We start from the raw sequence: 13,811 nt of genomic DNA, 5'->3' as shown, positions 1-13,811 counted from the left end.
ATGAGACTGATCGGAACCCTTCTGCTCGTGCTGCTGCTCGCGGTGCTGGCGACCTTCGCCTATGACCGACGCGCCGACTACCTGCCGCAGCTGATCGCCGCTGCCTCCGGCGGGCCGGTGGTCCACGACCAGCGCGCAAGCGACCCCGACGCCGCGCTGCCAAGCCCGCATGGACCGCCCGCCACCATCCCCTATGGCACGCCCGAGGACTGGACCGGGCTGAGCGGGCTCCAAGCCTTCGGCCGGGCGCGCTTCCCGCTGCCGCGCGCGGTCGGCATCACCGGCGGCGAGCTGGTGGTCGAGCTGACCTCCGAGCTCGAGGAGGGCGCCGTGGCGCGGCTGCGGCTCAACGTGAACGGCAGCAAGCGGGGCGAGATCGTGGTCGAGAGCGGCATCACCGAGCACCGGGTGCTGCTGCCGCTCCGGGCCGAGGATTTCCTCGCCGAGGACGTGCAGCTGACGCTGGCCACCGAGGGCGTCGCGCCGGCGGTGGTCTGCCGTTCGCACTGGGATGGCGGCGTGGTGATCCGGCTGCGGCCCACCAGCCACCTGCGGCTGGCGCTCGACGCACCGCTGAGCGATCCCGGCGACCTGCTTTTCGCCGGTGGAATGCCGGCGCGGGTGCTCTGGCCCGAGACCGGGGATGCCGCGCAGCGGGCGGCGCTGTTGCGGCTCGCCGCCAACCGCCCCGGCATCGCGTTCGTCGCCGCGGCGGATGCGCGCGAGGGCGATCTTGCGCTCACCACCGACGAGGCCACGCGCCTCGCCGACCGGCACTGGGCGGCGGCGGATCTGCCCGCGGACTGGCCGGTGCCGCTCGAACGGCTCAACGCCAACCTGCGCCTGCGCGACCTCGATGCCGACACCAGCTGGCGCATTCCCTATGACCGGCGCCTGCTGCCCGGCGAAGGCGCGCCGGATGCGCTCACTCTCGGTCTGCGCATCGCCGCGCAGGCCCCGGAGGACTGGCTTCTGACGGTCACGCAGGACGGCCGGCTGCTGCATGGCGAGAGCCTGCGCGGCCAGCGCCTCGACATCACCCGCAACGTGCGCCTGCCTGCCCTCGTGGGCGACGCGCCGACCGGCACCATCGACGTCACCTTGCGGCGCGAGGGCGACAATGACGATCAGTGCCGCGAGCCGATCCCGGCGGTCGGCGAGCTGACCGCCGCCTCGGTGCTGCGCGGGGCGCCCGACCCGGAGTTCATGGGCGGGATCCATGCCGGGCTCGGCGATGTCGCCGCGCTGCGCGCCGACCCGGCGCTCACCGCCCGCGAGGCGATGATCGCCAGCGCCACCCTGCGCGAGACCTTCCCGCGCGGCACGCTGCGGCTCGAGAGCGATGATCCGGCGCAGGAAGGCATCGTCACGGTGCTGCCGACCGAGGCGCTAGCCGAGCGCGCCGCCGCGGCGATGACGCTTGCGCAGGACCATGGCCGGCATTGGCTGGTCTGGCTCGACCGCGATGCCAATGGCGCCCTGCTGCCGGTGGTTGTCCCCGCGGGGACAGCGACGGGCCTGCCGCCCGCCGGACGCGCCGCGCTGCTGATCAGCCTGCCGTGATGCCATGGCCAACCGCGCTCTTCCCCCTGCCGGCTCCGACCCCGGCGCGCTCTACCGCGGACGCTCGGAAAACGAGTACCGGTCGCGCGAGAGCCTGCCGCCGGGCTATGCCAAGCCGGTACCGCGCAGCACCGCGCCCAAGGTCCTGCTGACCTTCACGGCGCTGGCGATCGGCCTGCTCTGGCTGGTCAACGCCTACCCGCCGGTGGCGGCGCTGTTCCCGCATGACGCGCTGATCCTCGCCCCGGCGCGGGGCGAGAACGCGGCGCCGATCCGGATCTTCATCCTCGCCTTCCTGCTGGCGTTCTGCGGCTTCGCCGCCCATGCGCCGCGCACCCGGCTGTTGATGACGCTCGACATGGCGCTGTCCTTCCTGGCGCTCTGCATGCTGACCGACCTGACGCTCATCGCCATCGACCTGGTGCTCGACATCCGGCTCAGCCTGCGGGTGATCGAGATCCTCGGCGGGCTCACCGGCTTCGCCGTCTTCGCCCTCAAGATGATGGAGTGGGGCCGCATGCCGAGCCCCGTCCCCATGGCGATCGACGAGCGCGGCAGCGGCGCGGCGCTGCTGCGCATCCTGATCGCGGCCATTGCCGCCATCGCCTTCTCGCGCGCGGTGCTGAGCCTGTTCCCCGCGCAGGTCTCGCAGGTGCGGCAGCTGGCGCTTCTGGGCGGCATCGGTCCGGGGCTGTTCCTGGTGTTCCCGGCCTTCTTCCTGCTGCTGTTCTGCTATTCCTGGATCGGCTTCCACCTGCGCCGCGATCCGCATTTCAGCCCCGACCTGACGGTGCTGGTGGCGGCGCTCAACGAGGACTACATCATCGCCGACTGCATCCGCGCGCTCGACGCGGCGGCGGCGCAGTATGGCGGCGCGGTCAGGCTGATCCTCGTCGACAACGGCTCGACCGACGCCACCGTCGCGACGGCGCAGGCCGCGCTCACTGCGGCCGAGCATCTCGACGGCGAAATCCTGCACCAGCCCGAGCCCGGCAAATCGATGGCACTCAACACCGGGCTGGAACGGATCGAGACGGCGTTTTTCATTCGCATCGATGCCGACACGCTGGTCTGCCCCGAGAGCTTCACCAAGGCCGCCAGCATGATCTCCGACCCGGAGGTCGGCGCGGTGGGCGGCATCCCCCTGCCCCCGGGAGACGGCCCGTTCGACCGCTCGCGCGAGTTCGAGGTCTATATCCGGCACGGCTTCTACAACGTCGCCTTCGACGCCATCAACGGCGTGACCTCGATCCCCGGCATGTTCGCGCTCTACCGCACGGCGCTGCCCAAGGCGCTCGGCGGCTTCGTGCACGGCATGAACGGCGAGGACACCGACATGTCGCTGCGCATCGGCGAGATGGGCTTTCAGCTCATCGTCTCGCCATCGGTGCGCTACTATTCCGAGGTCCCGGCCAGCTACGCCCACCTGCGCGAGCAGCGGATGCGCTGGTTCCGCTCGACGCTGCATTTCTCGTCGCGCTGTCGGGCGCTGATCTACAGCCCGACCTTCACCATCCGCGGCAAGCTGATCCTGCCCTTCATGCTGATCAACCTCGCGCGGCGGGCGATGATGGTGCCATTGGTGATCTTCGGCTATATCTGCCTGCTGTCGCCGCTGACCCGGTTCGACACGCTGAGCTGGTCCGCCGCCATCGCCACCTTCGTCGGTGCGCCTGCGGTGGTCGCGGTGGTGGCCTGCCTGCTCAACGGCTCGCCGGGCACCATCCTTCACCTGCCGCGCTACATCCTGTTTCGCCTGCTGCGCGCCTACCTGACGCTGGAATCGATGCTCTCGATGCGGTTCCGCCCGACCTGCCGGGCCGCCTATGGGCGCGCCGCGCTGGCCGAGCGCGGCAGTAAACCGGATTGGATCGCCTGACATGAAACGGTTTCCCGCGATCCGCCTCGCTGCGCTTCTCTCGCTCGCCCTCGCACTGTCCGCCACAGCGGCGCAGGCCGAGGGCTGGTCTTCCACCGCCTTCGCCGGGTTCGACCGCGATCCGCTCGACCGCGAGCTGCGCGGCGGCGGGCGGCAGCTTCAGCTCGAAGACAGGTTTAGCTTCGGTTTCGCCACCGAGCGCAGCTTTTCCCAAGTCGCGGGGCGCGAGACGGTTCTGGGATTCGGGCTGTCGCGCGAGCACTACCCCGACGCCACCGAGGGCGACCGGCTGCGCTTCGACGCCTCGGCAGAGTATCGCGTCGACCTCGCCGGAGACCGTCGCCAGCTCGCCTTCCGGCTCGAGGGCGCCCATGCCCGCGACGCGGGCGGCGAGGTCTATTCCCGCCTGCGCTTCGGCACCACCTATCGCATGGGCGCCGCGCCGCGGCAGATGCTGACCGCGCGCGCCCGCGTGGGCTTTCGCGACCAGAACGAGGCCAACAGCTTCGAGGGCTACGACCAGAGCGAGTGGCTGGGCGAGCTGGCCTATTCCTGGCAATCGCCGGACTGGGCCTGGTACCTGCGCGGCGCGCTCTACCACGAGCGCCGTGACGCCGAGCGCGACATCTACAGCTACGAGGAGACCGGGCTGCGGCTGATGGCGCGCTACCGGCTCGACAGCGACACGCGGCTCACCCTGCGCCTTGGCGGCTACGCCCGCGATTACGTCGATGGCGGCCGCGAGGACAGGCGCGTCAGCGCCAGCGTCGGGCTCGAGCACGCGCTCACGGACCGGCTGACCATCGAAGGCTATGGCGGCTACATGCGCAACCGCTCGACGCACGCGGAGAAGGCGTTCGAGGGTCCGCAAATCGGGTTGATGCTGCGCATGTCGTTCTAGCCGCGCCCGCCCGCGGCAATCGGCGTCGCTGCTCCGAGGCGCGAAATCGGGTAGACTCCGCTCCGGGGACACCGGACCGGAGAGGATGACGATGCCACGCGCGACAAGGATCCCGAAACTGCTGGCGCTGATGGCGGCACTGGCCGCCGCGCAGGCCGGGCTGGCACCGCAGGCCTCGGCGCAGGAGGCCGCCGAGCCGCCGGCGCGCGGGGTGCCCTATCTCACCATCCGCAACCACACCGGGCTCGACGACCCGCGCGAGGTCTACGGCGACGAGCGCAGCGATCTGAAGGCGGGCCATTGCGATATCGGCGAGCGCCGCCTGCCGATGCTCTCCTCGGTGGCCGAGGCGGCGCCGTTCTACATCCCCGAGGAGATCCTGCGCGTCGAGGCGATCCGCGAGCGCCCGCCGGCCGAGCTGCTCGACACTTTCGAGGCCGATGTCGGCGAGGCCGAGCCGGTGCTGTTCACCCACGGCTTCTACATCGATTTCGAGAAAGGCTGCCGCCGCGCCACCGCGCTTCAGGAGAACGCCGGACTCGAGGGACGGTTTCTCTGGTTCAGCTGGCCCTCGGACGGCGACGCGCTGAACTACACCCATGACGAGGCCGATCTCTACTGGAGCGTGCCCGACCTCGCCGACGCGATCAGCGAGATGGAGCGCCGCTTCGGCCCCGACCGGGTGCATGTTGCCGGACACAGCCTGGGCGCGCGCGGCGTCGTGCATGCGCTTGCCGAGCTGGCGAACCGCGGCACCGGCGAGCAGATCGGCGAGGTGGTGCTGCTGGCCCCGGACATGGATTTCGGCATCTTCCAGCGCCTGCTGCCGCGGATCCGCCCGCTGGCCTCGAGCATCACGGTCTACGTCACCGAGCGCGACTGGCCGCTGGCGCTCTCGGCACAGCTGCACGGCTACGCGCGCCTCGGCGAAGCCGGCAACCCGGTGGCGAAGCTCGAGGGTGTCGAGGTGATCGACCTGAGCGACCTGCAGGTGCGCAGCTCGTCGGGGCATCTCTACCACATCTACAATTCAGAGGTCGGCGATGACCTCGCGCAACTGCTGAAGCAGGGGCTGCACGCCGGCGAGCGGCGCAACCTCGTGCAGGACGGCCCGAACCTCTGGCGCCTGCAACCGGCGCAGTAGGCGGCGGCTGCGAAAGACGCGCAGCCGCCGCCCCGCGATCCCGGATCAGAGATGGGCGTTGACGTCGGCGGCCACCAGCAGGCTGTCGTAGAAGGTGATCTCGGTGGTCCCGAAGAGGATCGTCGTATCGCCGTCCTCCTGCGACAGCGTGAAGGCGTTGCTGCCGACCAGCTCGACCGTGTCGATGCCGCTGACGAAGTCGAAGACCTTGTCGGTGCCATCGGCGAGACCGAAGACGAAGGTGTCCGCGCCGAGATCGCCGTTGTCGCGGTCGGCGAGGTCGCCGTAGAGCACGTCGTCGCCGGCGCCGCCTTCGAGCGTGTCATCGCCGAAGCCACCGTAGAGACGGTCGACATCGTCGCCTCCGAGCAGCAGGTCATTGCCGTCCTCGCCAAGCAGCTTGTCGCTGCCGGCGCCGCCCTCCAGCGTGTCGCTGCCGGTTCCGCCGAGCAGCTTGTCGGCCCCGTCGAGCCCCTCGATCACCTGCCGCCCGTCGCCGCCGGAGATGCGATCGGCGCCTGCGCTGCCGGTCAGAGTCTCGACACCGACATCGATGGTGACGAGGCCGGCCGCGAAGCCGCCCTGCCCGTCGTCGACCCGGTAGACGAAGCTGTCCTGCCCGATGAAGCCGGCATTCGGCGTGTAGACGAAGCTGTCGTCGCTCGCGTCGCCCACCGTGCCGCCGTCATCGAGGGTCACGATGCCGTTGGAGGCCACGCTCACGACGCCGTCGAGCGACAGCTCATCGCCATCGGGATCGCTGTCGTTGGCCAGCACGTCGATCGCGACGGCCACCCCGGCATCGGTCTCGACCGCGTCTGGCTCCGCCATCGGCTTGCCGTTGAGGCTCGAGAGCAAGTTATCCGCCGCGCTGACCATCTGGTTGAAGAAGGTCACGGTGGTGCTGCCATAGGTCATCACCGTGTCGCCGCGCGTCGCATCGAAGGAGAAGACCGGCGTCAGGCCCGCCGGGCCGTCGAGACGGATGCGGTCGACGCCGGAGACGAAATCGAAGACACGGTCGGTGCCGTCATCCGCGTCGAAGGCGAAGATGTCCGCCCCGATAAAGCCGCCGCCGGCGCCGTTGGGCGCGTCGCCGTAGAGCACGTCGTCGCCATCGCCGCCGAGCACCGTGTCGTCGCCGGTGCCGCCATAGACCCGGTCCGCGCCGCTGCCGCCGGAGACCGAGTCGTCGCCCTCGTCGCCCTGCACCTTGTCGTCGTCCTCGCCGCCGTCGAGCGTGTCGTCGCCGGCTTCGCCGCGCAGGGTGTCGTTGCCCGCGCCGCCGTCCATGTCATCGCCCGCCGCGCGACCGAGCAGCAGGTCATCGCCGGCGAGGCCGGAGATCTGGTCTGGATCGGGCGTGCCTTCCAGCCGGTCGTCGCCGGGCGTGCCGACGATGGCGCCTGCACCGGGGGCAACGGTCACGGAGACGACGCCGATGTCGCTGCCGCCATTGCCGTCCTCGACGGTGTATTCGAAGCTACCGGTTCCGGTGAACCCGGCATTGGGGGTGAATACCACCTCCCCGGTTCCGCCGTCGATCGCCACCGTCCCGCCCACTGCCGCCGCGACGGCGGTGACGGTCAGGCTGTCGCCATCGACATCGCCGTCATTGGCCAGGACATCAATGCTGACCGCCGTGTCTGCGACGGTGCTGGCGGTATCGTTTACCGCCTCGGGATCATCGTTGACCGGCAACACGTTGACGGTGACCGTTGCCTCGTTGGACAGCGAGACCCCGTCATCGAGGGTGTAGGTGATGGTGAAGCTGCCGTTCCAATCGGGATCCGGCGTGTAGAGCCAGCTCGACGGCAGCGGCGCCAGGCTGCCCGGGACCACCCCGGAATAGCCGTTGATGTAGAGCCAGTCGCCCTCGGCATCGAAGGCATGGGCCAGCGGCTCAATGGTGGTCATCTCGTCTTCGTTGATATTCACCGTGAAGTCGTAGGCCACCGGCGCCGTGTTGTCATAGGCGCCGACGATGGTGCCCTGGGCCGTCGCGAGGACCTCGCCCGTCACGGTGTCGAAGAGTTCGATGGTGAAGGTCTCGTCGCCCTCGATCTCGAAATCCGCGTAGATCGGCACCGGCAGCAGCAACTCGGTCTGGCCGACCCCGAAGTTGAAGGGCGCGAAGCCTGCGGCGTTGTAGTCGATCCCCGCCCCGGCGGCGGCCCCGCCAGTGGCCGTGCCGTCAACATAGCGCGCGCTCAGCAGGTTGCTCGCGGCGCCGGCATCAGCCCGGATCGCCGTGAAATACATCACCTGGCCTTCCTCGGCCACGAGATCGTTCATCACGTAGGGAACACCGACGGCCGCGACCTCGATCGTCGCCGTGGCAATCGAGGTCTCGGTGCCGTCCGACAGGATGTATTCGAAGCTCGCGGTGCCGGTGAACCCGGCATCCGGGGTGAACAGGAAGCCGCCCGAAGCGCTGATACTGTCTACCGTGCCGCCGATGGCGTTAAGGGTTCCGATCACTTCCAGCGCGTCACCATCCGCATCGCCATCGTTCCACAGCAGCCCGTTCAGGCTGATGCCCGAGATGGCGGTCTGGAAGGTGGTCTCGTAGAAATCGTCGCGCGCGTCGGGGGCGACGTTGGGCTCGGTCACGGTCAGCTCCAGCGTACCGACATTGGATGCCGCCGTGCCGTCGGTGACGGTGAAGCTGACGGTCACCAGCCCAGTGAAGCCGAAGGCCGGTGTCACCCGGAACTGGGTATCGCCGATCTGGGTCAGGCTCGCGCCATTGTCTGCGGACAGGCTCGCGAGTTGCAGCGGATCGCCATCGACATCGGAGGCGATATCGAGCACGTCGTAGGTGAACGACCTGCCGGCCGGACTGTCGAAGCTGTCACTGCCGGCCACCGGGGCGTCGTTGACCGGCGCGAGCTCGAGGGTCAGCCGGCCGGTATTGATGCCGCCGCGCCCGTCCTCGGCGGTGTAGACGATGATCTCGGTGCCGAACCAGTCGCTGTCGGGCTGATACTGGAAGCTGCCATCCGGGTTGACCACGATGAAGCCGTTCTCAGGCCCGTCGATCACGCGGTAGCTCAGCGGATCGCCGTCCGGGTCACTGGCGTAGTCGTCGAAATCGCCGCTAAAGACGTCATCCTCGCGCCACGGCACGGTGTTTTCGCCCGCCTCCGGGTCGAGGTTGACGCTGTCGTCGTCGAGGATGGTGCCCTGCCCGCTGGCAAGGACGGTACCCGAGGAAAGATCGATCAGTTGCAGGAAGAAGGTCTCGTCGCCCTCGACCTCGCTGTCCTGCAGAGTATTCACGAAGAAGCTCCGCGTGTCCTCGCCCAGCCCCAGCTCGAACGGCGGGTAGAAGGTTTCCTGGTAGTCCGTGCCCTCGACCGCGGTGCCGTCGGCCCAGGCGATGCCCAGCCTCGGACTGATGGTATCGGTGTTGTTGAGCCGGGTGACGGTGAACATCATCGTGCGCCCTTCGTCCGCGCTCTCGGTGCTGACCGAATATTGCGTGGGCGGGCGCGGCCCGACCTCGATGCTCACCGTGGCCACCGATGTCTCGAGCCCGTCGGAGACCGTGTAGCTGGTGGTGGCGATCCCCGAGAAACCACTCGCCGGCACGAAATCGAGCGCGCCGTCCGGCGTGATGGTGAGGCTGCCGACCAGGGGATCGAGCGGGGTGAACCCGATGACCTCGAGCGCGTCGCCATCGGCATCGGTGTCATTGCCCAGAACGCCGGGGCCGGCAATGCTGAGCGCGGTGCCGAAGGCCGTGCCGTAGCTGTCGGCTTCAGGCGCCGGCGCGCTGTTCGGCGGCACCGCGGTGATCGCGAAGGTCTGCCCCGTCAGCCTCTCGATGCCGTCGCTGACCGAGAAACCGAAGCCATCGTTCAGATCCCCGCTGCCGGAATGCTCGTAGAGGATCCGGCCAGCCGTCAGATCTTCCTGGGTGAAGGTGTCGTCGAGCGCCAGCACCTGGTCACCGGCGGTCACCGTTCCGCTGCCGTCGACGTCGCGGACCATCGAGCCGGCGGAGGGGGCGTCTGTCAGGGTGTAGACGAGCTCGGCCTCGGTATTGTCGACATCCGTGGTCTGCAGAATCGCCGGGGTCAAGGCCGCCGCCGCGCCCTGGGCCAGTGTCAGACCGGCGTTTACCGCGATCACGGGCGCATCGTTTACCGCAAGCACCTTGATCCGCACGGTGGCCTCGTCGGAGCCGCCATTGCCGTCATCGACAAGGTAGGTGAAGCTGTCGGTGCCGGTCCAGTCGGCGTCGGCCGCGTAGGTGAAGGCACCGTCGGATCGCAGCACCAGCGTGCCGTGGGCGACGTCCGTCACCAGCGAGACGGTCAGCGGATCGCCATCGACGTCGCTGTCGTTGCGCAGCACCCCGAGCGCAGTACTGGCCGAGCCACGTACGTCCTCATAAACGCCGTAGAGGTCGTTCGCCGCCACCGGGTCATCGTTCACCGGGGTCACGGTGAACTCGATCTGAGCGGTGTTCGACACCTCGGTGCCGTCGGTGACGCTGTAGGTCAGGGTCAGCGGGCCGTTGTAATCGGGGTCGGGGGTGACCTCGAAGCCGAGGCCGCCAAGCGGGGTGACGGTGGCACCGGCGCTGATCGAGATGTCCTCGATGCTCAGGGGGTCGCCGTCGACATCCTCGACGAGCCCGGAGAGGCTGAAGACCTGCGGGATGTCCTCGGAGAGTGTCGCCGACGAACCGCTGGCCGTCGGCGCATCGTTCACCGCAAGCACGTTGATCCGCACGGTGGCCTCGTCGGTGCCGCCATTGCCGTCATCGACCAGGTAGGTGAAGCTGTCGGTGCCGGTCCAGTCGGCGTCGGCCGCGTAGGTGAAGGCGCCGTCGGATTGCAGCACCAGCGTGCCGTGGGCGACGTCCGTCACCAGCGAGACGGTCAGCGGATCGCCATCGACGTCGCTGTCGTTGCGCAGCACCCCGAGCGCAGTACTGGCCGAGCCACGTACGTCCTCATAAACGCTGTAGAGGTCGTTCGCCGCCACCGGGTCATCGTTCACCGGGACCACGGTGAACTCGAGCTGGGCGGTGTTCGACACGTCGGTGCCGTCGGTGACGCTGTAGGTCAGGGTCAGCGGGCCGTTGTAATCGGGGTCGGGGGTGACCTCGAAGCCGAGGCCGCCAAGCAGGGTGACGGTGGCACCGGCGCTGATCGAGATGTCGTCGATGCTCAGGGGGTCGCCGTCGGGGTCATCCGTCAGGCTGGCGACGGAAAAGACCGGGCTGGTGTCTTCGTTGAAGCTGGCCGTGCCCCCAAGGGCGGTGGGCGGCGAATTTGCGACGGCGCTGCTCGCGAAGATCGCTGGAAAGGGAGCGTCGCCTTGGCCCGGGCCTTCAGAGCCTGCCGACACATCGATCTCCTGCGCACCCGTGGTGCGCGAGCTGCCATCGTTAATCATATTTTTCCCCGCGGAATAAGTTTTCGAGAAAGGTCGTGAAAATGCTTCAATTCCGCCACGTTGGCGGAAGCTTTCTGTTCCGTCAATCTCGACGTGCAGTGCGATCACCCGGAAATGGCCTCACAGACCGCGAAATTCTCAGGATATCTGGATCAACAGGGGGTTGTGGCCCAGCATAGACGCCGGGCCGAATGCCTTGCCCCCGTCCCACGCTCTGCGCCGCAGGGGGCAACTCATCCGACGCCCAGCCCCTGCGATGTGCCGATGATTCGCTTGTCCACGTACGAGCGCGCGGCTTGGCCGGCTCCGGAGGATCGCTCCGAAGATCGCGGTGAGCGGCCCTGGCTCCGGGGAGCCGCACCCGATCAACGCGGTGCCTGGGATGGCGGCTTCACCGCTGCGGATGCCTGAACAGCGCTGGTTTGCGGCGGTTCCCGTGAGAAGCGCCCGGTCCTGCGTTGAGACCGCCGGAGCCGCCCCAGACGTGAAAACGGCCCCGGATCACTCCAAGGCCGCTTCCCTATCGTCTCAGCCAGAATGGCCTGTCGAGATGCTCAGGTCATGCCATGTGGCACGACATTCTGTGACCACCGCGGCGGCTCAGCCGCACTTGGAGTGGCCGCAGCTCGAGCAGGTCATGCAGCCCTCAACCATCATCATCGAGTACTGGCCACAGGACGGGCAAGCCTTGCCGCGCGGCGCCTCTAGCCCGACGACCTTGGCCTGCGGATCCGATTTCAGCCCCATGCCCTCGCCCTCGAGGAAGCCCGTCGCCACGAGGTGGCGCTCGATCACGCCGCCGATGGCCGCGAGGATCGACGGGATGTACTTGCCCTGAACCCAGGCGCCGCCGCGCGGGTCGAACACCGCCTTGAGCTCCTCGACCACGAAGGACACGTCACCACCGCGCCGGAACACCGCCGAGATCATCCGCGTCAGCGCCACGGTCCAGGCGTAGTGCTCCATGTTCTTCGAGTTGATGAAGACCTCGAAGGGACGGCGATGGCCGCCGACGATGATGTCGTTGATCGTCAGGTAGATGGCATGCTCGCTGTCGGGCCACTTGAGCTTGTAGGTCTGGCCCTCGAGCGCCTGCGGACGGTCCAGCGGCTCGGCCATGTAGATCACGTCGCCATGCGGCTGGTTGGGCTCCGCCGCCGGGGTCGCGACCGCCTCTGGCGCCGCCTTCTTCTCCTCCGAAACCGACAGAACCGAGCCGGTCACGTCGTTCGGGCGGTAGGTGGTGCAGCCCTTGCAGCCGGTCTCATAGGCCTGCATGTAGACGTCCTTGAACGCCTCGAAGGAGATGTCCTCGGGGCAGTTGATGGTCTTGGAGATCGAGCTGTCGATCCATTTCTGCGCCGCCGCCTGCATGCGCACGTGATCCTGCGGATCGAGCGTCTGGGCGTTGACGAAATAGTCGGGCAGCTCGGCGTCGCCCTTCAGGTCGCGCCACATCTGCACTGCGTAATCGACCACCTCTTCCTCGGTCCGGGTGCCATCCTTCTGCAGCACCTTGCGCTTGTAGGCATAGGCGAAGACCGGCTCGATCCCCGAGGAGACGTTGCCGGCATAGAGCGAGATCGTGCCGGTGGGCGCGATCGAGGTCAGCAGCGCGTTGCGGATGCCGTGGGTGCGGATCGCCTCGCGCACATCCTCGTCCATGTTCATCATGTTGCCCGAGGCAAGATATTTCTCGGCGTCGAAGAGCGGGAAGGCGCCCTTCTCCTTGGCCAGCTCCACCGAGGCGAGATAGGCGGCGCGGGCGATGCGGTGCAGCCAGTCCTCGGTCTGGGCGGCGGCCTCCTCGGAGCCGTAGCGCAGCCCCTTCATCAGCAATGCGTCGGCAAGCCCGGTGACACCGAGACCGATGCGGCGCTTGTTCTGCGCCTCTTCTTCCTGCTCGGGCAGCGGGAAGCGCGAGGCGTCGACCACGTTGTCCATCATCCGCACGGCGGTGGAGACGAGCTTCTCCAGCGCCGCGTCGTCGATCTCGGCGGCGTCGGTGAACGGATCGGTGACCAGCCGCGCGAGGTTGATCGAGCCCAGCAGGCAGGCGCCGTAGGGCGGCAGCGGCTGCTCGCCGCAGGGATTGGTGGCGGCGATCTGCTCGATGTAGTTGAGGTTGTTGGCCTCGTTGATGCGGTCGATGAAGATCACGCCGGGCTCGGCGTAATCATAGGTCGCCTTCATGATCTTGTTCCACAGGTCCCGCGCCTTCACGGTGTGGTAGACCTTGCCACCGAACACGAGATCCCAGGAGCCGTCCGCCTTCACCGCTTCCATGAACGGATCGGTGACCAGCACCGAGAGGTTGAACATGCGCAGCCGCGCGCTGTCGGACTTGGCGGCTATGAACTGCTCCACGTCGGGGTGGTCGCAACGCATGGTGGCCATCATCGCGCCGCGGCGCGAGCCCGCCGACATGATGGTGCGGCACATGGCGTCCCAGACATCCATGAAGGAGAGCGGCCCAGAGGCGTCGGCGGCGACGCCGTGCACGATCGCGCCCTTGGGGCGGATGGTCGAAAAATCGTAACCGATTCCCCCGCCCTGCTGCATCGTGAGCGCGGCTTCCTTGAGCATGTCGAAGATGCCCGACATGCTGTCGGGCACGGTGCCCATGACGAAGCAGTTGAACAGCGTCACCGAGCGCGCGGTGCCGGCGCCGGCGGTGATGCGGCCGGCGGGGAGGTATTTGAAATCCTCAAGTGCCTCGAAAAACGTCTCTTCCCAGCTCTCGGCGTCGGTCTCGACGGAGGCGAGCGCGCGCGCGATGCGGCGCCAGCTGTCCTCGACGGACTTGTCGATGGGGGTGCCGTCCGCCTCCTTGAAGCGGTACTTCATGTCCCAGATCTGTTCGGCAATGGGGGCGGCGAAACGGCTCATGGCAGCGGAATCCTCTTTGGCAG

Annotated in this window: 6 protein-coding genes; 4 read left to right on the top strand and 2 right to left on the bottom strand. The window is 68.1% G+C overall.

The features are described from left to right. From KUV62_RS06595 to KUV62_RS06580, 4 genes are all read left to right on the top strand, one after another. Complete coding sequence (locus tag KUV62_RS06595) at positions 1 to 1,563, top strand: hypothetical protein (protein WP_222602876.1); 1,563 nt, start codon at positions 1 to 3, stop codon at positions 1,561 to 1,563. Positions 1,564 to 1,567: 4 nt separating this feature from the next. Next, positions 1,568 to 3,442 carry a glycosyltransferase gene (locus KUV62_RS06590; RefSeq protein ID WP_222602875.1) on the top strand — a complete coding sequence of 625 codons (1,875 nt, stop codon included), beginning with the start codon at positions 1,568 to 1,570 and terminating at the stop codon, positions 3,440 to 3,442. A gap of 1 nt (position 3,443) precedes the next feature. Then, positions 3,444 to 4,343 (top strand): hypothetical protein, encoded by a 900-nt coding sequence (locus tag KUV62_RS06585; protein ID WP_222602874.1) that lies wholly within the window; start codon positions 3,444 to 3,446, stop codon positions 4,341 to 4,343. 91 nt (positions 4,344 to 4,434) lie between these two features. Next, complete coding sequence (locus KUV62_RS06580; RefSeq protein WP_261395381.1) at positions 4,435 to 5,487, top strand: alpha/beta hydrolase; 1,053 nt, start codon at positions 4,435 to 4,437, stop codon at positions 5,485 to 5,487. Between the two features lie 45 nt (positions 5,488 to 5,532). On the opposite strand, the gene KUV62_RS06575 is transcribed toward KUV62_RS06580, so the two are convergent. Both KUV62_RS06575 and KUV62_RS06570 read right to left on the bottom strand, forming a co-directional pair. After that, a complete protein-coding gene (locus tag KUV62_RS06575) occupies positions 5,533 to 10,899 on the bottom strand; it encodes an Ig-like domain-containing protein (protein ID WP_222602872.1) in 5,367 nt (1,788 codons plus the stop codon). A 600-nt stretch (positions 10,900 to 11,499) separates the two neighbouring features. Beyond that, positions 11,500 to 13,788, bottom strand: coding sequence for an adenosylcobalamin-dependent ribonucleoside-diphosphate reductase (locus KUV62_RS06570; RefSeq protein WP_222602871.1), 2,289 nt, complete (start codon positions 13,786 to 13,788; stop codon positions 11,500 to 11,502). Between the last annotated feature and the right edge of the window lie 23 nt (positions 13,789 to 13,811).

Origin of the sequence: Salipiger bermudensis (assembly GCF_019801965.1) — a bacterium.
GTDB classification, from domain to species: domain Bacteria; phylum Pseudomonadota; class Alphaproteobacteria; order Rhodobacterales; family Rhodobacteraceae; genus Salipiger; species Salipiger bermudensis_A.
This window is presented reverse-complemented; position numbering and strand designations above follow the sequence as displayed.

Excerpts from the sequence above, each read along its gene's own strand:
- KUV62_RS06595 (WP_222602876.1), top strand. The coding sequence starts at position 1 with ATGAGACTGATCGGAACCCTTCTGCTCGTGCTGCTGCTCGCGGTGCTG.
- KUV62_RS06590 (WP_222602875.1), top strand. The coding sequence starts at position 1,568 with ATGGCCAACCGCGCTCTTCCCCCTGCCGGCTCCGACCCCGGCGCGCTC.
- KUV62_RS06585 (WP_222602874.1), top strand. The coding sequence starts at position 3,444 with ATGAAACGGTTTCCCGCGATCCGCCTCGCTGCGCTTCTCTCGCTCGCC.
- KUV62_RS06570 (WP_222602871.1), bottom strand. The coding sequence starts at position 13,788 with ATGAGCCGTTTCGCCGCCCCCATTGCCGAACAGATCTGGGACATGAAG.
- KUV62_RS06580 (WP_261395381.1), top strand. The coding sequence starts at position 4,435 with ATGCCACGCGCGACAAGGATCCCGAAACTGCTGGCGCTGATGGCGGCA.
- KUV62_RS06575 (WP_222602872.1), bottom strand. The coding sequence starts at position 10,899 with ATGATTAACGATGGCAGCTCGCGCACCACGGGTGCGCAGGAGATCGAT.